Genomic DNA, 20718 nt, shown 5'->3' on the forward strand with positions numbered 1-20718 from the left:
ATGAAACTTGCCAATGCTGGCTGACGTTCAACCAGTATTGGCTCCGGCATCTGTGTGGCGACCTTTTAGTCAGTTGCGCTTTGAGAGATGTTTTTTCGTTTGTTGAAGGATGGTTGCCGACAAACTCGGGTCGTTGACCATTCTCGCAACTGTGACCGCGCCGATAAGCGTGGCCAATATCACCAAAGCTTCCTTTTTCGCTGCCGCAGGAGATCGGTCTTCTAAGTGCGCGGAGAAAATCCCGACAAGCTTCAAGAAGCCAGCGGTGGACGCTTCCCGCAACTCGTCACTACCGCGGGCCATCTCGCTACCGAGGGCGACAAAAGGGCAGCCACTGCCCGGATTATCGCGATGCTCCAAAGAAAGATAATCTGAGATCGCGCTGTCCAGTGCCCGCGTACGTGTTGAGTTCGACAGGGAGCAAATCATTGTTTCTGCAAATGAACCAGAAGCGACCACGATCGATTCCTCGACCAGGTTCTCCTTGGAAGCAAAATGCTTATAAAAACCACCGTGTGTTAAACCTGCGGCGGCCATAAGATCAGCAAGGCCTGTATTTCCAATGCCATTTCGTCGAAACTCGCCAGCAGCAGCATCAACGATGCGTTGGCGCGTTTCAGCGGTCTCCCGTCTTGATTTTCTCATATCACCTTCCTTTCGCTAGAACGACAAACACACTTTCTATCGTAGAGCTTAATAAATATGTGATTACATGTCCAGAAACATCTTAATTCCTTGGACACCGACGTTCACGTGAACGTCGCAGGCACGCGAGCCATCATGTCGACACATTGGCATTGTCACTCGTTGCGCAATACTCGTTGCCCTTCTATGGCCAGGTAGCCAAACGAATGGCCCGCACCAGGAACTCAGCATGTGTCGCGCTCGGCGTTGAGGCGAGGCGGTGCGAGCCGGCCATCCATTCCTTCAATACGTCTTTCACGTACTTCGGGTTACCAATGGCGTACGCCGCTCCAGACCCGAGTAGCGCAGCGGGCAGGATACTAGGGTCGGTCATTTGACCGATACCGCTGCCGCGGCGCGGCTGCGATCATTAAGGCCAATCCACCCCCTGGGCGAGATGGCGAGACTTCGGTTTCTCCACCGTGTCATAACGCGACCCGCCCAACATCCTGAATACGCCCTATGAAACGCAACTTCATCACCCCACTCCTGTTCATCAGCACCAATCTTGCTGCGACCGCACTTGCTGTTGTGACGGCACTGCTATCCACAACGGCTGCTGCAAGCGGTTTCGGTCCGCAGCCTTCGTACCAGCCGATAGTGGGTGCACCTGCGTCACAGCGTGGTCCGAGCGTCCAAACCCTGGCTGCGAAACCGTATGTCGCGGTCATCAATGCAGACGCTGACGGGGGCACATATGACACCTACGTGGAGTCGGGCGGCCCTGCACAGACGGACAACCAGCAACTCCTCGATACGCGCTGACAGTCCCGCAACCCAATCTAAATGTCGTCGTCAGTGAGGTAGCTTTGAACCAGGTCACTATCCATCCAGTGCGGGTCCGCATTTTTCACCAGGTCCATGCCGCTGCCGTTATCGCCTTGTGCTTGAGCGACCGGCAGGTGTACGACGCGCGCATCGTTCACTAAGATTCGCATACCTACCAAACTGGGATACAAAAACCAGAAGCACATCGTCGCCATCACGGCGACCAATGAATTTTCCGGCGGCTATTTGGAAAACCCGGGATACAACTGGTTCGGCGGCTACTTAGCCGCGAGCCGATGATTTTTTAACCGCAACAAACCATACGGATCACCTATGTCCACTCGCCTCAAACTCGTTGTTTCCTTTGTCGCGCTGACACTCGCTGGCGCTGCAGTCGCTCAATCTCCCGCCAACAAGCCCGAACGGATCCGGGGCGAAATTTTGGCTTTCTCGGGTAGTACCTTACAGGTACACCGTCGCAGCGGCGACACCGTTACCATTGAAGTGAAGGAGTCGACCGGTCTGAACGCTGTGAAGGCGATCCAGCTTTCGGATATCAAGCCCGGCTCATACGTCGGCGCGGCAGCGATGCCAGCCGTGGACGGCAAGCTGACTGCGAAGGAGGTCCTGGTGTTTCCGGAAGCCGCACGGGGTACAGGAGAGGGCCACTACGCGTGGGATCTTGGCGCGAACAGTTCGATGACGAACGCCAATGTGGATACCGTTGTGCAAAGTACTAGCGGACGAGATCTCAAGCTCTCGTACAAGGGCGGCAGCAACACCATCAACGTGCCGGTCAATGTTCCGGTCGTGACGCTCGTTCCCGCTACACGCGACGATTTGACGACGGGCAAGAAAGTGTTCGTCGTGGCAACTCCCGGGAAAAACGGAGCTTACGACGGGAATCTGGTCGTGGTCGAGAAGGACGGCGTGACGCCCCCGATGTAAATCCGCCCGGTGACGCGATGGCTTCCGGTGTCAGTCTCGGGGTTGCTTCACGCCCGGGCTGCGGAGAGGTGATCGCGTTGTCGCAAGACCTGAGACGTATGGCGCTCATGCGAAGACATCTGTTGGAGAATGTTCCGCGCTTGCAAACATATCCAAATGCTTTCCCGCAAGGGCTTTGAGGTCGTTTAATAATCCATTTGTCCTCGCAGAGGAAGACATTCGATGGCACAGGAACCGCTCGAGATAGTGTTGAGTCACTCCGCTTCCCATGGTGGCCGCGCCGTGGCGCTGTATCCTGGGTGATACTTCCTGATTCGCTTATGCGACAACGCGCATCTACATTGAAAAACTTCCGGTTGCGGGCTTGACCTTTAATAGATGACCGGTTATCTTGCTAAATTGTTACTCGCCCGAAGATAATTGCAATGCCCAGACCCGCTAATCCCGAAGTGCGTTCCCGCTTGTTGTTGATCGGACGCACTGTAGTCCATGACCGCGGCTTCAACGGGTCCGGGGTCCAGGACATTACGGCCGCAGCAGGCGTGCCCAAGGGTTCGTTCTACAATTATTTTGATAGTAAGGAATCCTTTGCGGCCGAGATTATCGAGGATTACTGGGAGTCCATTGAACGGCGGCACGGCCCCATTCTCTACGACGCACGCCTCAAGCCGCTGGTACGTATCGACCGGTTTTTCAAGGGGTTATCGCAGGATCACCGCGAACATGGTTTTACGCTTGGCTGCCTGATCGGCAATCTGTCGCTCGAACTGGCCAATGGCAGTGACGAAACACGCGCCAAACTGACCGACGTGCTTGATAGGTGGGAAAAGGCGCTGGCGGCGTGCCTGCGTGAAGCACAAGAGAGAAGCGAGCTGAACGGCGATACCGATCCTGATCAACTTGCGGCAATCATGATCGAGGCCTATGAGGGCGCGGTCATGCGAGGAAAGGTTGAGCAAAATGGCAATGCGTTCAAGCGGTTTGAGAACTTGGTTTTGCCCCGGCTAATTAGTTAATTTTTTTTGCTTTTTTAATAGACGACTGGTCATGTATTAATCAGAGCCCGACTCCTTTAGACGGGGCGGGTCCTTCCGCAGTAATCGCCAGATAGAGGGCATCATGAGCAACGAAAGCCGACCAGCGCAAGTCAACGCACACCGCTATGCGGATCCGGTCAACCCGGCGTTGCCGCCAAGCGACTTCAAACTCGACCTATCGCGAGCAGCTTTGGTCGTAGTCGATCCCCAGAATGATTTCCTGAGTCCTGGCGGCGCGAGTTGGGCGTTGTTCGGCGAAAGCATTGTGGAGAACAACACCGTCTCAAACATCGGGCGGCTCTTCAAGGCATCAAAGGAAGCGAGCCTCACCGTCGCTGTGTCACCACATTATTACTATCCATGCGATCATGAATGGCACTTCGGTGGCCCCGTGGAAAAAGTGATGCACAACATTTGCATGTTCGATCGTAAAGGGCCGAATACGCTGGAGGGGTTTGACGGCTCAGGTGCCGATTTTCTCGATGAATACAAGCAATACATCCTGGACGGCAAGACGATTATCGCGTCACCCCACAAGATCTACGGCCCGGAGACGAACGACCTGGCTTTGCAATTGCGAAAAAAGGGCGTGACGCAAATCATTCTCGCGGGCATGGCCGCGAACCTGTGCATCGAGTCGCACTTGCGCGAGCTCATCGAGCAGGGGTTTGAAGTAGCGGTAGTGCGCGACGCGACTGCGGGCCCGCGTCTGCCTGAAGGTGATGGCTACCTCGCCGCGATCATCAATTATCGCTTCCTCGCTCACGCGCTTTGGACCACGGACCATACCGTCGAACAATTATCGAGCTGATGTCCGGACCTGCCGGAGGAACTGCCATGAGCGGTGTCATTGAAGGTTGCCTGCGCTCTTGGCAGGAAGAGTTTTCCAAAGCGCTCAGCGCTTTTCAACGGTCTGCCATGCAGTCAGGCACCACAGGTTTTGTTTATCGCATGCTCGGATAGCCGCGTGGTTCCGGAGTTTTGACGCAGCGTCGGCCGGGAGACTTGTTCGTCATTCGTAACGCAGGAAATATTGTTCCGTCGGACGGAGCGGGTCCGGGTGTGCATCGACTTCGGTCGAGTACGCCATGGACTCGCTGGGAGTGTGCGACAACGCGATCGGCGGCCATTGGGATTGCGGGGCCATTTCCGCCATTGCCACACGCACGTGTCTGGACCACATGGCCGCCGTGGCGAACTGGTTGCAATATACCGGGTCAAGCGGGGTCATCAATGCCGCGCGGACTCATGCCTTGGCGGCGGACCGGCTTCACGCGTTGACCCCTTCAGAATGTCGTGGCGCAGTTCGCAAACATCAAGACCGTCCTTGCATCGCGCTGGCTCTTCCGCAACGAAGGTTTTCGCTTCACGCCCGGCGCTATGGCATTTGGTCTGGAGATATCGACGCGCTGAATTCATGTGGGAACCGTATCGCTTACCGAGCATGCCCGGGTCTATGCCAGAACCCGCCATTCGAAGGTATCAGGAAGCCCGGTCAGACAGTGTATTTTAACTTCGAAGGAAATCGTCATGTTGCAGTCTGAAGTTTCCCGGGATGCACGTCTTGCATTGACGGACGTCATTTTGAAAGCAAAGGCCCTTAAAGACCTGTCATTTGCACAACTCACCGAGGGGACGAACCTCAGCCTCGTTTTTGTCACCGCCGCGCTGCTTGGCCAGCATCCGCTTCCAAAGGAGGCTGCACAGGTGGTGGGCACTCGCCTGGATCTTGAGCCGGACGCGGTGGCTCTACTTCAGACTGTGCCGTTGCGAGGAACTCTGGAAGCCGGCGTGCCAACGGACCCGACTATCTATCGCTTCCATGAAATGGTGCAGGTTTATGGGTCGACCCTGAAGGCTCTGGTCCACGAACAATTCGGAGATGGCATCATCAGCGCGGTCAATTTCACACTCGATATCAAGAAGGTCGAGGATCCAGAGGGCGGTTCGCGGGCAGTCATCATACTCGATGGCAAGTTTCTGCCCTTCAAGCCGTTTTAGGCCGCTTTGGAATACGGTATCCGGTTTGGGCTGGGCGGCCCTGGTCCCCGTGTACTCACCACGACCGCTTCGATTTCCGCGCGGCCACCGTGACTTTGTCATCGAGACAATGCGCGGACTTGCGTAAGCTTTCCCAGGCCGCCTCGGCATAGCGCTTGGGCTGGCGATTTGCGATGAACAACCGAGCGGGCAGGGTGAGCGACGCAATAGCTAGCGTGCAGAGCGGAAGCTTCGACACAGGAATTCCGGACATGGCTGTGCAATCAATGCATGTGGTTGACCCGCTGATTGCGATAGTGCCGGCCGCGGCTAAAAACCGGCGCTTGGCCTGGAAGTAAGCGGAGCAAAAAGTGTTGAAGCCCATACCGCGAAGTGAGGCGGTATGGGACGCGACTACCGTGTGGGCATGGAGTTGCTTACTTTGGCTGGTTCAAGAAGACGGTAACTTCCTTCAGGAACAGATCGGGATATTGATAGAGCGAGCCGTGATTCGAGTCCGGGTAGATGATCAACTGGGCGTCCGGCAGGTTTTGCTGCAGAGTGTAGGAGTTGATCGTGTAGTGGACGATATCGTTGCTGCCAGCTACCACCAGGACCGGTTGCTTGATCGCCTTGAGATAAGCACTGGAATCCGCGCTCGGGGCACCCCAAGCCGCAAACGCGGCCACTTGCGCAGGAGCCACCTTGGCGCCGATAGCGGCATCCTTATCCACTGTGCGTGCATGGATTCGCGTCAGGAATGCACGTCCGGCAGCTTGCGACGCATCCGACTGGGTGAAGAAGACGTCGAGCAACAAATCGTCCTGCGGCGTACGCTTCTTCGCCAGGAATCCCTGGAACTCCGGAGTCAGCGTCGCCATGCCTGCACCGCCTCGCGGTCCGCTTCCCACCAGCACGACACGACGAACCAGATCAGGTTGTTCGATGGTTACTTCCTGCGCGACGAGACTTCCCATCGAGAAGCCCAGCAAATCGGCCTTCGTAATGCCAAGCGCATGAATGAAAGCGATTGCCTGCTTTGCCATCGCTTCGATCGTGCCGGGCACTTCGCCGCCGGAGTTGCCAACACCGGCGTTGTCGAAGAGGATCACGTCACGGTCGTGTGCGAATCCATCGATGACCTTCGGGTCCCAACTATCCAGGTTGCCCACGAAGTGCTGGAAGAACACCAGCGGAACACCGCCGCGTTTTCCGAATCGACGATAGGCGAGACGCGTGCCGCCGGCATCGATGAACTGGGTTGGGGCTGTTTGAAACGTGTATGACGTGCCGCTTACCGGCGCGGTCCTGGCGCTCGCGGCGTTCGCGGCGTTCGCGGGAGTGAGATAAAAAGCCGTTGCGAACGCAGCCACGATAAGGCCCAAACGAAAGCCGGACGTCTTGCTGAAATGCTTCATGGTAGTTTTTCCAGATACGGTGGGATAGCAAGGCCCCGGGTACTCAAGGGCGTTGCAATGTGTCAGGCCGGCAGTTCCATCACTTGTCCGCTTCGATTCTTCACGCTCGGCCGCTCCGATATCTTTGCCTGCCACGCAGACAAGGCCGAACAATCGTCTGGAATCGCAATGCCTGCGGCGCCGGCGTGCATGAGCGCGGCATAGACCGTGATGTCGGCTATCGAGAAATCATCGCCGGCCACGTAAGGAGTTGCCTTAAGAACCTCATTGAAGTACTTCATGCCGCGCACGAACTTCTCATTGTGCCGCTCGCCCCATTCCTTCCTGTGCGCCCATTCAGGGCTCTTGTAGGCTTCCAGGCGCGCACCAAGTCCCGGCGTTGCATGGTGAAAGTAAATGCCAACAGCATCGATGAGTTGATCGTCAGCCCGTTTCTGCATCATGTGAATGACCGCTTTTTCCTTCGGGGTCCTGCCTGTGAGCGTTGGGTTCCCATCCAGGTTGTCGAAATACTCGGTGATCGCAACGCCTTCCGAGATGAACGTGCCGTCGTCGAGTTCGAGAACGGGAACCGTGCCTGCCGGGTTGATGGCGAGAAATGCGCTTTGCTTGTGCTCGGCCGAAAACAGATCCACCTTCACGAATTCGATTTGGGAATCCAGTCCTTTCTCGGCGAGGACGATACGAATGCGGGCCGGATTCGGGAAGCCAGGGGTGTCGTAAATTTTCATGATCAGTTCCTTTGTGTTATCTATCGATAGGTAAGGCGTGGGGCGAAGCATGCGACGCTAAGATCACCGTGTCAAGAACTATCGATCGATAGATAAGCAGCACGATTGTGCTTATCTATCGATAGGAATATACTCGATAAAACTTGCTTCTAAACAGCACTGCTATTGGTAGACGAAGGCTTTTGATGACCACTCCAGACACCAAAGAACGAATCATGAGTGTGGCGCGACTCATGGTGCAGGCGCACGGCTACAACGCACTAAGCTTTCGTGAAATCGGAAAAGAAGTAGGCGTGTCCAGCGCGAGCATCCATCACCACTTTCCCACCAAAGGCGATCTTGGCGCTGCCCTGGCGCAACGCTATACAGACGACGGAAGTGCTGCACTCGAAAAATTGCTGGCCAGTTCCAAAGATGCTCACAAATGCATGACCGGTTACACGGGCATCTTTCGCTCGGCGTTGCTCAATGACAATCGGATGTGCCTGGTTGGACTCATGTCCGCCGAGTACGACGACTTGCCCGCAGAGGTGCGAGCAGAGGTCGACCGATTCACTAACGTCAACGTCAAATGGTTGACTGAAATCCTCTCGCTTCGAAAATCGAAAGCAGGAAAGGATGCAATTCAACATCAGGCGCTTGCGATCTTCGCCGCTATCGAAGGCGCTCAACTTGTCGCGAGAGGGCGGGGTGACATCGCGATGTTCGACCGCGCAGTGGCGGCATACCGGGCGGCTGGGCTGTTCCCTTGATGCTCCCTTAACCTCGCTTATTCATGCAGCTAAAGTTCACGCCCGGAAAGCGGTTATTCAAGCAGGTTCCTACGATCGTCTAAGCGTGTGATTGGTTGACAGGAGTAAGTACGCTTGGGAGGAATTGCGAGGCTGTCAGGGGCTTTCTGCCAATCAGGCGCTCAAGGTCTCCTGTTATCTCGGCAAACTCCCCGGCGGCAACGGCGGTAAACCATTCGGAAAGAAAGGCGGCAACGAAATCAGGCATACCCGCTGCAGTGCGTGCGGCAATGAATGCGGCAGGCGTGACGTCGGCATACGGCAGGCTTTTTCCCGCGATAGTCGACACGATCGCTGCGATGTCGCCCATTGACACGGCTTCGCTGCCGCCGAGCGTATAGGTGCGGCCCTCGTGACCGGTTCCCGCCAGCACGACTGCTGCAGCTTCGGCCAACTCGGCGCGGGCGGCGAGCGCGGCGAGCGCAGATCCCGTCGGTGCGCAAACGCCATTCACGAATACGTCATCGCCCAACATAAGCGGGAGTGCGTCGAGGTACAAAGAGTTGCGTAGCAATGTCACCGCCATGCCGGACGCGGCCAGCGCTTTTTCGGTCACCTGTTCCCACTCCGTCACCTGCGACATCACAAATTCCGAGTGTTCAGGACGTTGCACACCGGTGTAATGGATATGGCGCACGCCTGCGCTTTCAGCCGCATCGACAACGTTACGATGCTGAGTGATCGCATCCGAGAAGGCTGTGGTGGAGACGAACATCAGCTTGTCGACGCCCTTGAAAGCGGATTCGAGCGACGCCAGGTCTTGATAGTCTCCCTGTCGAATCTCGACGCCATATGACGCAAGCGTGCCCGCGGCCGATGGATCGCGCACGAGTACTGCGATTGACTTTTCCGGCACACGTTTCAGCAGTTGTTTGACAATTCCATGTCCAAGCTGACCCGTTGCGCCCGTGATCAGGAAGTCTTTCATGTTGGAGTCCTATCTATGATGTGAGTAACGATCCTGCTCATTTCTGTTAGATGGGCGGAGACGAACCCGCGCGAAGATGCCCGGGTCGATGGCTGTTTTGACTAAAGGCGGAAGCGTTGAGGAGGTAGGCGGCGCTGCGCGCGTGATGCGTCCATTCCGCCCCGGGGAATGTTCAAACCTGAGCCATTCCTCCATCGACGAACAACTCTGTCCCGGTGACATAGCTGCTGTCGGTCGAAGCAAGAAACAGCACCGCTTTCGCGATTTCCTCGGGGGAACCGAGACGCCCGAGAGGCACTATTTGTGCGAAGCTGTCCTTGCGCTGCTGGCCTTCGGGGCTATCGCCCAGAAGCTCGCGCAGGCCGGCTGTATCAATAGGACCCGGACTCACTGCATTGACGCGTATCTTGCGATCCTTGAGGTCGGTCGCCCAGGTCCGGGCAAATGAACGGATGGCAGCTTTTGTAGCCGCGTAGGCGGTGTTTGCCGCCAGCCCTTTGCTTCCCACAATCGAACTGGTCAAGACGATGGCGCTGCCATCGGGCATTAGCGGTAGTGCCTTTTGCACGCTAAAAAACAGTCCCTTGACGTTCCCGTCGAACATGCGGTCGTAGTGCGCTTCATCAACCTGACCGAACGGTGCGAACTCCGCTGCGCCTGCATTGGCGAACACGATGTCGAGCCGGCCGGTTTCCTGCTTGATCTGGACGAAGAGCCGGTCAAGATCGCTCAGGATCGCGACGTCGCCTTGTACCGCGGTAACGCCGGCACCAATTTCTTTCACCGTTTCGTCCAGTTTTTCCTGTCGCCGGCCCGTGACATAGACGTGTGCGCCCTCTGCTACAAAAAGCTTGGCCGTTGCCAATCCAATTCCACTTGTCCCGCCAGTGACCAGTGCGATCTTGCCGTCCAGTTTCCCCATGATGTCGCTCCGTTTCTGTGTTGGTTGGATCGATTCTGCCGAGCGGTGAAGGTGAAGGCTGCGCATCGCCCAGCAGCTGTAAAGCGATGAAATGGTGCTCTTCGCCATGGTCGTCGTTGACCTCGATTTGGCCTTGACGCCACTTATTCATGTTGGTAAACATGATAATGTTCTAACTAATCAGGTTAGTCAACATGTATATTGGCGTTTTCGGAGGCGTCGCATGAAGGTCAGTCGTGAGCAGGTGGCGAAGAACCGCCTTAACATTCTTGAAGCTGCCAGCCGGCTTTTCAGCGAGCGTGGATTCGACGCCGTTACTATCGTCGACGTCATGAAAGACGCCGGGCTCACGCACGGCGGCTTCTATGGTTACTTCGGTTCGAAGGACGAGTTGATCGCCGAGGCTAGCGCGTTCTCCTTGAAGCGCCAGGAAGAGGTCAAGGCGGATACGTTTGAAGACTATTGCGCGGGGTATTTGAGTGCATACCATCGACAGCATCGTGCTGGCGGATGCACCTTCGCGGCGCTAGCGAGTGAGGCGGTTCGTCAGGCGCCCGCCGTGCGCCATGAAATGACCGAGAGCCTCAGGCGGATGATCGAGGTGATTGCTGAGCTGGCGCCTGGAGAAGACGCTGAGGGACGCCGCCGCACTGCCATTTCCGGATTCTCCGCGATGCTGGGTGGGTTGATCCTGTCTCGCATGGTCGACGATATATCGTTCTCCGACGAACTGCTTGAAGCGAATCGCGAGGTGCTGGACGCGATCGCTATGGACGGCAACGATCAGTTGGGCGTGGCGAAATCGAAGAAGAAGGGCGTGCGTTCATCGAGTCGTTAGCCGGATGTGTCGGCGAACTGCAGATTATTGGGAGTTCAATCGCGAGCATAAGCCGATCTGATTTTCCCCTTCACAATGACCGTTTTCATTTTGAACACAAGCCGCGCTGCTGCTTGAGCCCCCATTGCACATGCGGGCTCGTCTCGATGACCTCTCATCCGTGGCATTCATGGAGTGACACGATCCGCGTCAGCACGCTGCCCAACACGTTCGCAGCCGCGGCTTTAAACCGACTTCACTCCGCCATAGCCTGGTTTCCTTCGTCACGTCTGAAACCAGGGCTAGCGCTGTGCCCGCCGTGCACTCTGTCAGAACGCAGGAATGGGCAAAGTTCTTCCGAGATCCACGCCGAATTGATCCGCAGGCCCTAAATGAACGTCAAATCAGCTTCAGGAATTGCCTGAAGCTGATGGGATCACGTCCGAGGATCTGCTTCACAGTGTCAGTCACCGCCGCCGTCGCGTAGTTGCGAAACGCCCGGTAGAGAGTCAAACCGTATTCGACAGTTTCCGGTGCGAGGCCACGCGATTTATATGCAGCGGTAAGCTCTTCCTCGCTGATGGGCGTGTAAGAAATCGTGCGTCCCATCTTTTCTGTGAGAAGGCGAGCGACTTCCCAGTGGTCGAGGGCTTCGGGGCCCGTGACAAGGTATTCCCCGGTTAATCCCTGTACCAACGCCTCGGCAACGAATGCTCCAACGTCCGCGGCCGCGACAAACGACGACTTGGCATCTCCAACCGCCAGTGTGATGTTGCCACGCTCTACCATCGGAGCATTAAAGCCGGTGACGAAATTGTCCATGAAGAAGCCAGCTCGTACGAAGGTATGCTTCAGGCCTGAACTAACGATTTGAAGCTCGACCTTTCGTATCGGCAGGTCTACCAGACTTTGCCCGGAGAATGCCGCGAGATAATTTCCGGACATGTAGGCAAGATGGCCGACGTCACGATCTGCTGCGGCATCAATAATCGCCCCGAGTTTTTTGTGTACTTCTCCGTCCAGGGGCGGCCCAATGAGGACGACATCGTTAATGTCTTTGAAGAGAGTATCAAAATCTGTTGTGGTGTTGTTAGCATCATAAGCCCGCGTCTCGACATCCCTGGAAAGCTTCAGATTTTTTGGATCGCGTGCCGTTGCAACGACATTGAATCCTTTGTTCAGCAAGGACTCGACCGTATTACGGCCGGCATTTCCTCCTGCTGCGGTGACTAGAACAGTTCGCATATTTGCCTTTGTTTCTGTTGCCCGATACGGGAGTTGATATGAAGTCTGGTGAAAGGCACGGGTGCCCGCAAGATCAAGCGTCCATCCAGGGCTTTAGTACAGTTTTGCCCGTCGAACGTCTCGCCTCCATGGTTCTGTGAGCTTCGGCGGCCCCACTCAATGGCAGGCGACTGGCCAACTGCACATTGAGCTTGCCGGAAACAACCAGTTCTATCAGGGCGTTGAATGCGTCGATTGATTGTCGGGGGCGTGCGGCAAACCACTGTCCCACATAATATCCAGTGACCGTTTGATTCTGAGGGAGCAGCGCTCGCGGAGCCAGCGTCGCTGGTTCGCGACTCGCGCTGCCATAGATGACCAGGCGTCCGAACGGCGCCAGTGCGGATAAGCTTTGCTGGAATGCCTTACCTCCGGCCATGTCCAGTACAACGTCCGCGCCTTTACCACTAGTGACCTGCTTTACCTGTTCGGCCCAATCGTCTACGGTGTAGTCAACCGTATGACTCGCGCCGCGCTTCATCAGTAGCTCACGTCGTTCCGCCGAGCTCGCACCTGCAATCACATTAGAGGCGCCAAAGATCCTGGCCAATTGGAGTGCATATGATCCGACTCCTCCAAGGGCGCCAGGTATCAAGACACTTTCACCCGGTTGCAATTGAGCTGCTTCCTTGAGGACTTGGTAAGCGGTGACGCCCGCGACTACCAGCGTACAGGCAATGTCGAGATCGAAGCTCGACGGAACGGGCATGACTTGAGCTCGATCAGCTACCGCGAATTGAGCGTAACCTCCTTTTCCGCCCCCTCCAAGTAAAGCAAAAACGCGGTCTCCGATTGCCAGATCGTGTACTTCAGATCCCAGTGCTTCCACGAAGCCAGCCACTTCGCCTCCGAAAATTGCCGGCAAGGGCGTGGGCACAGGATAGGGATCGTTTCGACGGCGCACTATGTCTGCATAGTTGACACTAACAGCCTCTACCCGGATCAAGATTTGATTGGGTGCAGGGAGAGGCACAGGCACTTCTTCGACGCTGAGCACGTCTGGCGTTCCATACGAGTGAATAACGACGGCTTTAATAACGGTTCTCCAATCCGCAAATGAAGGGAGTCTCGCCTACGGCTTGGCTGCGGGAGGGATTGGCAAAGCGATGTCGGTTGCCATTCGCCATCCATCAGGTGTCCTGACCCACTCCAGAATCATCAGAAACGGCTTCGGTACCGGAGTTTGGCCGGCGTATCCGACTGTGATCTGAACTGGCACGTATGTCTGTGCCACGTCCTTGGACAGAGCAACTATTTTCTCCGAAGCGTAGTCGGGATCTATACGGAAGGCACCTTTGAATAATTCACCGAAATGTAAGACTACGGTGTCCTTGCTCCAAAAGCCGGCCCATCCGCCCTCGGCTTGCGTGGCCGTCTTTGCAACAAAAAGAGTAGATGGGGAATCCCATAAAAGATCGCTCACCGCGTGGAGATCATGGTGATTCTCTTTATCAATGAGTGTTTTGTAGAGGTCTCGTATTGAGACGGAGTCTTGGCTGTCAATCATCATTGTGTACTGCGTCGAAACCTCATGTGCTGCCCGCGTGGGACTGGTAAGCAAGAAGCCTGACAGGGTCGCGGCCCCCCAAAAAACACGCATGAGCTTGGACACTCTGAATTCCCTAAGAAATTGCTATTACCTCGACGACTGCAAGGAGCGCAAACAAAGAGGAATCGTAGCGATGGCATACACGGGTATCAAGCGCAATTCGTGCAAGACGTTCGTGTCAAGCCGGGGGCAATCCCGCTTGATCGTTGTCTCACGAAGCGAGTGGCGTTGAGCAATCGGATTGAGCGAGGCGCAAGGGACGGTGCAGCCGGCGTACCATGCGTCCTGGATGCTTCAGGGCGCCTATGACGTGATCGTGCGATGTTCTCGACCGGGACCATGATCAACGGGCTGACTCACCGCGATGCGTTAAAAGCATCAGTGAACCATTCAATAAATACGCGCAGCTTGCTTGGTAAATGACGGTTCTGTTGATAGATCAAGCTGACTGTACGAGTGGGGGCGCGAAACCCGGAGAGTATTTCCTTCAGTGCACCGCTGCGAATGAACGGCAAAAGCGTATAGTCGGATCCGCTGACAATGCCGAGACCTGCTATGCCGCATGCAAGATATGCATCAGCGTCGTTAACAGCGATTTTCCCGCGGACGGTGACTGATTCCAACGTTTCGTCTACCATGAAATCCCACTCGCGGAGGCGGGCCCCGTTGTTCCAGACGTAGTTCACAACAATGTGGTTGCCGAGTTCTTTCGGTGTTTTCGGCTCGCCGAATTTCTCGATATAGGCGGGTGATGCGCACGTAATTCTGGAGACTTCACCAATATGCTTGGCAACCAGCAATAAGTCTTGCAGGGGACCGACGCGGATTGCGCAATCAACGGCTTCCTCGACGAGGTCCACGCGTCGATCGGACATCAACAGTTCGATGTCAATGTCAGGAAATTGCTCGAAAAAAGAGGGCAGCGCTGGAATCAAAACCCCTTTTGCCAACGAAGCGGGCAAGCTTATCTTCAATCGGCCTTGTGGCGTGCGGCGCGCGTCCGACGCGGCGGCGTCCATGTCTTCCACTTCACTGAGTACTCGAATACAACGCTCGTAATACGCCATTCCTTCGTCTGTGGCGCTTACGTTACGCGTTGTTCGATTCAGCAGCTTGACGCGGAGATGAGATTCGAGCGCCTGCACCATCCTGGACGCAACCCCCGCCGTCACTTGCAAGCTCTCCGCGGCTCGAGCGAAGCTTGACATCTCCACCACACGCGTAAACACCTTCATCGAAAACAGCCGGTCCATCGGATTCCTTTGGTTCGGGCGATGATTTTTTCAATCAACTATGTGCGATTTGACAATGTGATATCGGCAGAAAGTTGCTGAATCATTTCTCAGGGGCAGTCCTATTATGAGGGCTCGCGCTCCAATTTTTTTGGGGAATCGCAGTGGTTCTTTCGGCCAGCCCGACTTACCCTCATATCGAAAAAATGATCCCGCATCTCCTGAAACCATGGTCCTGCAAGACACTATCACTCGAAAACCGGATAGTGATGGCGCCGATGACGCGAAAGAAAAGTCCTCAAGGTGTTCCTGGACCCGACGTTGCGGCTTATTATCGCCGTCGCGCTGAGGGCGGAGTTGGACTTATCATCACAGAGGGCGCGACCGTCGACCGGCAAGCTGCCTCTTTTGACTCTAACATTCCCAACATACACGATCCGGTCAGCATTGCTGGCTGGAAAAACGTCGTCTCCGAAGTCCACGCAGCGGGCGGAAAAATCTTCGTTCAATTATGGCACGCGGGCTCGTTAAGACCGATGGGGAGCGGCCCCAATCCCGACGCCCGTTCAGAAGGTCCGAGCGCTACAACGGAGCATATTGACGCGATGTCGGACGAAGCTATCGCGGACACTGTCGAATCGTTCGGCCGGGCTGCGGCTACAGCGCAGCAAATAGGCTTCGATGGGGTCGAAATTCACGCAGCGCATGGTTACCTGATTGATCAATTCCTATGGAGCGAGAGCAACCGCCGCACGGATCGATATGGTGGAACAGCGCAAGGGCGCACGAGGTTTGCAAGCGAGATCGTTAAGGCGGTCCGTGCGTCTGTCGGTCCGGGCTACGTCATTTCTTTGCGAATTTCGCAATGGAAGCTTCAGGACTACGATGCAAAAGTTGCTAGTAATCCAAAGGAACTTGAAGCGATTCTCACACCACTGGCGGATGCTGGCATAGATATCCTCCACGGCTCAGCGCGCCGATTTTGGGATCCAGCATTTTCCGGATCGGATTTAAGCCTTGCCGGTTGGACCAGAGAAATTACTGGCTTGCCGTCAATCACGGTCGGATCAGTCGGGCTTGAAGGGGGAGACGTAATAGGCGCGTTACGGGGCGGTCCGGATCGAGCCACGGCCGTGTCCCTGGCTGATGTTGAGCGTCGCATGGCCATGGGAGAATTCGATCTTGTTGCCGTTGGGAGGGCGTTGCTAGTCGATCCGCTCTGGTTGCAAAAGGTCCGCGACAACCGCTTGGAAAGTTTATCGCCATTCGACCGAAGTGCTTTGTTAACGCTAGCTTGAGCAAAGCAAAAGAATGCCCACCGTGCAGGCATGCCGGACAAAACTGTCCCTGGCTCGTATTGGCTTAAGGCTCAACGGGTTATGGGCGGTAATGGCGCAGTTGACTGTCACGCTAATGTATCTTCAATTCCCCTGCTTGCAACTGGGGTCTTGTCCATTGTGACGGCGGTCCAGATTTACATTGCCCGTTCTCTCACCCGTAAAAACACATGAGAACGCGGCCGCGTTTCTTCCCGGAAGAAGGACACGTGTCTCAGGTCAGATGGATCACCCGCGTCGGTAGAACTTCCTTCTCCGAGTGCACAACGAACCTTCGCCCAAGCCACAGGTAATGATCGGAGTACGAATCATTAAAAGAGGGCGCCGCGCTACGGCCGTGCCGCGGGTTTCCCTTCTAGAAACCTGCCAGTGTGAGCTTCCCGATTACCCGTCCTTTCTCGAGAAGACGGTGCGCTTCTCTCACATTTTTGGCGTTGATCAACCCGAGATTGCACCCCAAGGTCGTTCCGATCGCTGTCGCATCAACCAGGTCAGCAATCGTCGAAAGGATGACGTGCTGAGCTATCATGTCCGATGTGCAAAAGGATGAGCGCGTAAACATCGATTCCCAATGGAACGAAACGCTTTTCGCCTTAAGCAATTCAACTGGAAGCGGCCGCTCGTTTTCGACAATCGAGCAAATGGCGCCCTGCGGTTTGATGATATTGGCAGCGGTAGAAAAATGCCTGTCGATGCTGTTGAGAATAAGTACGTAATCAACTGCGTCTATGCCGAGCGCTACCAATTGCGCCAGCATGTCACCGAAGTGATTGATCACGTGATCCGCGCCGAGTTTTTTTACCCAGTTGCCTGATTCCGGCCGCGAGGCTGTTGCGATTACCTCTAACCGCGCGACTTTCTTAGCGAGCTGAATAGCGATCGAACCGACTCCGCCGGCGCCCCCTATCACCAGCACTGATTTGCCGGAGTCCCCTCCGCTTGTGGACACTCTCAGCCGCGAGAACAGCGCCTCCCAGGCTGTGATTGAAGTTAGCGGGAGTGCCGCTGCCATTGAAAAATCCAGGGATTTCGGCTTCTTGCCGACGATGCGCTCATCGACCAGATGGTATTCGCTGTTTGCACCCTGACGTGTGATGCTACCTGCATAAAACACAGCATCGCCCGGGCGAAACAGCGTTACTTTCGAGCCTACCGCTTCTACTACGCCAGATGCGTCCCAGCCGAGCACTCGCGGCGTCTTCTCAACCTGATCCTTGGGAGAGCGAACCTTTGTATCAATCGGGTTTATGCCAATAGCCTCGATCTTGACGAGCAGGTCGTGACCGTCGGCATCTGGTTTTTCGAGCTCGACATCGATCAGCGATTCGGGATCAGAGATCGCCAGATAACGCATTAGTGCGACTGCTTTCATTGTTTGTTGCCTCTCACCTATCGTGATACGAGTGCGGCATTGGCATTAGTCCAATTCGTCGAACATCTCGACGAGCCAGTCTATGAAAATCCGCAGACGCTGACTAAGGTGGCGGTTGCGTGGATACACGACGTGATATGGATAGGGTGGCGGTTGCCACCTTTCGAGGAATGGGACCAGTTGGCCCGTTGCTATGTAGGGCCGAACCTTGAAAGAAAAGATGTGAATGACACCGACTCCAGCCAGACCGGCCGCAAGATGGGCATTGCCCTCATTCACACTTAAAAATGCGTTGGGTTGTACTTCAGTCGCCTCAGCGCCTGTGCCGAACGGTGATGGTACGATGCGCCCCGTTCGTGGTGAGACGTATCGCACGAGCGTATGGTTTTGCTCAAGATCTTCGATATTGGAGGGCGTCCCGTGGCGCTTCACATATTCAGGTGAAGCGCACGTCGTCCAGCTCGCGCGGCCAACTTCTCGTGCCACGAGCGATTCGTCGTGCATCGGGCCGCCTCGAATGGCGCAGTCAATGCCATCCTGAATCATGTCGGTCAAGCTGTCGCGAACGCATAGATCTACTTCAACGTTTGGATACTTCTCATGGAACCGGGGGAGGGCCGGTATAACAAAGCTGCTTGCTAGTGAGGCGCTTATCCCGATCCTGATCTTTCCCGCGGGGTTAGCATTTTCCACCGCAAACGAATTGTTGATTTCGTCCAGCGCCTGGATGATAGGCAGCGTACTGTCGTAATAGTGAGCGCCTTCTGGCGTCACTGCGACAATGCGCGTTGTCCGCCGCAGGAGCTTGATTCGCAATTCCGCTTCAAGCTCCTGAATCATTTTGCTTGCGGTTGCCAGAGGAATCCCTAGCGAGTCCGCCGCTTTTGTGAATCCGCCTGTCTCGACCACCCTCGCGAAGACCCGAATCGCCATCAAGTTGTTCAACGGTATCCTCCGACGAAGGTTGCCCTCTGTTTCACTCTCGGCGCGAGCAGGAATATCCACAGCTTGACCGTTAAACATGCTGTGAGTATTACCCGCCCGGGTTACAGATGACCTGAATGTCCGGTCAACCGGGCAGGAACCAGCTAGATTTTGACTAGCATACTTGAAAAGGCGACGCGTTCACCTTGGTTGTTTAGAACTACCGGCACCACCGCGATACCCTGGCAGGTTCGTCTCTAGGCTTTGAGCCGCCGCATCAGCTCGCGGACGATGCGGCGGCTTTGGCATTAAGATAAGCCAGCAGTGGTTCGAGGCGGGGAAGATCTTCGGCAAGGAGATCCTTGCCGCTACGGTTTTTGATGCCTGGACGCTCGTCCAACCTGGCTCGCCACTCCACCAGGGCGGTATGGTCCGCCGGAACCGTCAATCCTGCGTAATCCCCGTGCATTAAGGCGGCCCAAACAGTGATATCCGCGACGGAAAACTGATCGCCTGCGACGTAGGGTTGAGTTTGCAGGACGCTGTCAAAATATTTCATTCCCGCTATCGCCCGTTCCCCGTGTTTGTCGCCCCATTGTTTGCGGAAAGCCCAGTCTGCACTCTTGAAGGCTTCGTTGGCTTTGCCGAGTCCCGGCGTCGAGTGGTGAAAAAATACCCCTATGCCATCGATCAACTGATGGTCCGCGCGCTTTTGCATCATGTGGATCACCGCTTTTTCCCGAGGCGTGCGTCCGGTGAGGATCGGGTTCCCGTCGAGGTTGTCGAGATACTCTGTGATTGCAATACACTCGCCGATAAACGTGCCGTCGTCGAGCTCAAGAACGGGAACTGTCGAGGTCGGATTCTTCTCGCGGAACGGACCTTTTTGATGCTCTGCATCGTAGAGTTTCACGCGAACAAACTCCACCTGGGAGTCCATTCCCTTTTCCGCTAACACGATGCGAATGCGGGCCGGGTTGGGGAAACCTGTGATGTCATGGATCTTCATTAAAACCACCTTTTAAATGTGTCAGTCGACAAAAAAGTTTTTGGACGGTGAGGCGCTGACCGAACAGGAGCCGCGTCCATTGCGGCAACGCCGATTGCGCAACGCTCGACTCAAGGAGATGAGAGCCAGCTTGACTTGCATGCCTCGACTCTCAGCGGCACGAAGCCGAATTTAATAAAACTAAGGATGCCGAATTACATAGCCGCTCATTCGAATGATGTATGTGCGCGGTGAGTCAGATATTCAGCGCTAGCATGCATCGCGTTCGGGCATATATCGCGAGGCCGAACGAAGTGTAGGCGCGCGTTGAAACAAAATAAACGCGGTATTCTGGAAACATTATCCACGGTGGTGGATAGTCAAAACGCCGGTTCAACGAGCATGCGGACCTGGAGAACATCTTCATGCGCTTCAGGCGAGCAAGGCTGCTGAACTTGCGATTCCAAAATCAGTAGGGGTGTTTAGCAAAGGGTTGGCGCGGTCGAATTTCCGGGTCAACGGACGTTAAGATTAGCGGGGCTTGAATCAAACCGCAGCGAGTGCCTGGTTGTGCAGGCGAGTTCGTGACTGCGGGGCGGAGCCGCCTGCGTCCAAATGACTTGAGGTTGCACGGCGATAGTATTTAGCCTATTTTCCCTTTGATCCGGGTGCAGCATGTTCGGCCCCAGCAGCTTGTATTCGGTACTTGCGCTAAATTTCATCGCGCGCCTACTGATGATTCGTCTTACGACGATGTTGCTTACAATCGGGCGCGGGGAAGGTAGCGGAACGAAAGGGCTCATATCGAGCGTGTCATCGGCAGTCGGACGACCGTTGATGTGGGTGCCAGCCCTGAAAAATTGACGTTCAATTGCTCAGTTCAGGTTTCCTTCTTCGCAAGCGATGTACTCAATTTGCTGGATAAAGCCACGCCCGAGGCCTCCATGCTGTGCCGAAGTGGTGGCAGCCGGCAAGGGGCACGCGCTATCAGCCGCGGTACCATGCGTC

The 20718-nt window shown here is 55.6% G+C and carries 24 protein-coding genes; 10 read left to right on the forward strand and 14 right to left on the reverse strand.

Annotated elements, in window-relative coordinates; genetic code table 11:
• Positions 1-69: 69 nt before the first annotated feature.
• Together HB376_RS17610 and HB376_RS17615 are read right to left on the reverse strand one after the other, a co-directional pair.
• Positions 70-645 carry a TetR family transcriptional regulator gene (locus HB376_RS17610; RefSeq protein ID WP_213764945.1) on the reverse strand — a complete coding sequence of 192 codons (576 nt, stop codon included), beginning with the start codon at positions 643-645 and terminating at the stop codon, positions 70-72.
• A 184-nt stretch (positions 646-829) separates the two neighbouring features.
• A complete protein-coding gene (locus HB376_RS17615; RefSeq protein WP_213764946.1) occupies positions 830-1018 on the reverse strand; it encodes a hypothetical protein in 189 nt (62 codons plus the stop codon).
• 128 nt (positions 1019-1146) lie between these two features.
• Here HB376_RS17615 and HB376_RS17620 point away from each other — a divergent pair, with 128 nt between their 5' ends.
• Positions 1147-1449 (forward strand): hypothetical protein, encoded by a 303-nt coding sequence (locus tag HB376_RS17620; protein ID WP_213764947.1) that lies wholly within the window; start codon positions 1147-1149, stop codon positions 1447-1449.
• Positions 1450-1466: 17 nt separating this feature from the next.
• On the opposite strand, the gene HB376_RS17625 is transcribed toward HB376_RS17620, so the two are convergent.
• The gene (locus tag HB376_RS17625; protein WP_213764948.1) at positions 1467-1610 is read right to left on the reverse strand and encodes a hypothetical protein; all 144 of its coding nucleotides are present in this window, start codon (positions 1608-1610) and stop codon (positions 1467-1469) included.
• Positions 1611-1785: 175 nt separating this feature from the next.
• Here HB376_RS17625 and HB376_RS17630 point away from each other — a divergent pair, with 175 nt between their 5' ends.
• From HB376_RS17630 to cynS, 6 genes are all read left to right on the forward strand, one after another.
• Complete coding sequence (locus tag HB376_RS17630; RefSeq protein ID WP_213764949.1) at positions 1786-2400, forward strand: hypothetical protein; 615 nt, start codon at positions 1786-1788, stop codon at positions 2398-2400.
• Between the two features lie 461 nt (positions 2401-2861).
• Entirely contained in the window at positions 2862-3416 is a 555-nt protein-coding gene (locus HB376_RS17635) for a TetR/AcrR family transcriptional regulator (RefSeq protein ID WP_255631403.1), read from the forward strand.
• A 103-nt stretch (positions 3417-3519) separates the two neighbouring features.
• On the forward strand, positions 3520-4248 hold the full coding sequence (locus HB376_RS17640) for a cysteine hydrolase (protein WP_213764951.1): 729 nt from the start codon (positions 3520-3522) through the stop codon (positions 4246-4248).
• A gap of 26 nt (positions 4249-4274) precedes the next feature.
• Complete coding sequence (locus tag HB376_RS41035; RefSeq protein WP_255631404.1) at positions 4275-4400, forward strand: hypothetical protein; 126 nt, start codon at positions 4275-4277, stop codon at positions 4398-4400.
• Positions 4401-4525: 125 nt separating this feature from the next.
• Positions 4526-4981 (forward strand): hypothetical protein, encoded by a 456-nt coding sequence (locus HB376_RS41040; RefSeq protein ID WP_255631405.1) that lies wholly within the window; start codon positions 4526-4528, stop codon positions 4979-4981.
• A complete protein-coding gene (cynS, locus tag HB376_RS17650; RefSeq protein WP_213764952.1) occupies positions 4968-5438 on the forward strand; it encodes a cyanase in 471 nt (156 codons plus the stop codon). Before HB376_RS41040 ends, cynS begins: the two co-directional genes overlap by 14 nt.
• A gap of 416 nt (positions 5439-5854) precedes the next feature.
• Here the strand turns inward: cynS and HB376_RS17655 are convergent, their stop codons facing one another.
• Positions 5855-6835: an alpha/beta hydrolase gene (locus HB376_RS17655; RefSeq protein WP_213764953.1), complete on the reverse strand. Its 981-nt coding sequence runs from the start codon at positions 6833-6835 to the stop codon at positions 5855-5857.
• A 62-nt stretch (positions 6836-6897) separates the two neighbouring features.
• Complete coding sequence (locus HB376_RS17660; protein WP_213764954.1) at positions 6898-7566, reverse strand: glutathione S-transferase family protein; 669 nt, start codon at positions 7564-7566, stop codon at positions 6898-6900.
• Positions 7567-7751: 185 nt separating this feature from the next.
• Between HB376_RS17660 and HB376_RS17665 the strand changes: the two genes are divergently transcribed.
• A complete protein-coding gene (locus tag HB376_RS17665) occupies positions 7752-8318 on the forward strand; it encodes a TetR/AcrR family transcriptional regulator (RefSeq protein WP_213764955.1) in 567 nt (188 codons plus the stop codon).
• A 79-nt stretch (positions 8319-8397) separates the two neighbouring features.
• On the opposite strand, the gene HB376_RS17670 is transcribed toward HB376_RS17665, so the two are convergent.
• Both HB376_RS17670 and HB376_RS17675 read right to left on the reverse strand, forming a co-directional pair.
• Positions 8398-9285 carry an NmrA family NAD(P)-binding protein gene (locus tag HB376_RS17670; RefSeq protein WP_213764956.1) on the reverse strand — a complete coding sequence of 296 codons (888 nt, stop codon included), beginning with the start codon at positions 9283-9285 and terminating at the stop codon, positions 8398-8400.
• 172 nt (positions 9286-9457) lie between these two features.
• Entirely contained in the window at positions 9458-10207 is a 750-nt protein-coding gene (locus HB376_RS17675; RefSeq protein ID WP_213764991.1) for a glucose 1-dehydrogenase, read from the reverse strand.
• Positions 10208-10430: 223 nt separating this feature from the next.
• Between HB376_RS17675 and HB376_RS17680 the strand changes: the two genes are divergently transcribed.
• Positions 10431-11045: a TetR/AcrR family transcriptional regulator gene (locus HB376_RS17680; protein WP_213764957.1), complete on the forward strand. Its 615-nt coding sequence runs from the start codon at positions 10431-10433 to the stop codon at positions 11043-11045.
• A gap of 378 nt (positions 11046-11423) precedes the next feature.
• Here the strand turns inward: HB376_RS17680 and HB376_RS17685 are convergent, their stop codons facing one another.
• The 4 genes from HB376_RS17685 to HB376_RS17700 all read right to left on the reverse strand — a co-directional run bounded on the left by HB376_RS17685 (position 11424) and on the right by HB376_RS17700 (position 15110).
• Entirely contained in the window at positions 11424-12269 is an 846-nt protein-coding gene (locus HB376_RS17685) for an NmrA family NAD(P)-binding protein (protein ID WP_213764958.1), read from the reverse strand.
• A 73-nt stretch (positions 12270-12342) separates the two neighbouring features.
• The gene (locus HB376_RS17690; protein ID WP_213764959.1) at positions 12343-13305 is read right to left on the reverse strand and encodes an NADPH:quinone oxidoreductase family protein; all 963 of its coding nucleotides are present in this window, start codon (positions 13303-13305) and stop codon (positions 12343-12345) included.
• A gap of 75 nt (positions 13306-13380) precedes the next feature.
• Positions 13381-13818, reverse strand: a complete 438-nt coding sequence (locus tag HB376_RS17695) for a hypothetical protein (protein ID WP_213764960.1) — start codon at positions 13816-13818, stop codon at positions 13381-13383.
• A 395-nt stretch (positions 13819-14213) separates the two neighbouring features.
• Positions 14214-15110, reverse strand: a complete 897-nt coding sequence (locus tag HB376_RS17700; protein ID WP_213764961.1) for a LysR family transcriptional regulator — start codon at positions 15108-15110, stop codon at positions 14214-14216.
• 143 nt (positions 15111-15253) lie between these two features.
• On the opposite strand from HB376_RS17700, the gene HB376_RS17705 reads away from it, so the two are divergent.
• Positions 15254-16387: an NADH:flavin oxidoreductase gene (locus HB376_RS17705; RefSeq protein ID WP_346730519.1), complete on the forward strand. Its 1134-nt coding sequence runs from the start codon at positions 15254-15256 to the stop codon at positions 16385-16387.
• A gap of 394 nt (positions 16388-16781) precedes the next feature.
• Here the strand turns inward: HB376_RS17705 and HB376_RS17710 are convergent, their stop codons facing one another.
• The 3 genes from HB376_RS17710 to HB376_RS17720 form a co-directional block, all read right to left on the reverse strand.
• Positions 16782-17798, reverse strand: coding sequence for a zinc-binding alcohol dehydrogenase family protein (locus tag HB376_RS17710; protein WP_213764962.1), 1017 nt, complete (start codon positions 17796-17798; stop codon positions 16782-16784).
• 45 nt (positions 17799-17843) lie between these two features.
• Positions 17844-18743: a LysR family transcriptional regulator gene (locus HB376_RS17715; RefSeq protein WP_213764963.1), complete on the reverse strand. Its 900-nt coding sequence runs from the start codon at positions 18741-18743 to the stop codon at positions 17844-17846.
• A gap of 256 nt (positions 18744-18999) precedes the next feature.
• The gene (locus HB376_RS17720; RefSeq protein ID WP_213764964.1) at positions 19000-19731 is read right to left on the reverse strand and encodes a glutathione S-transferase; all 732 of its coding nucleotides are present in this window, start codon (positions 19729-19731) and stop codon (positions 19000-19002) included.
• Positions 19732-20718: the final 987 nt, after the last annotated feature.

Origin of the sequence: Caballeronia sp. dw_19, from assembly GCF_018449515.1 — a bacterium.
Classification (GTDB): Bacteria; Pseudomonadota; Gammaproteobacteria; order Burkholderiales; family Burkholderiaceae; genus Caballeronia.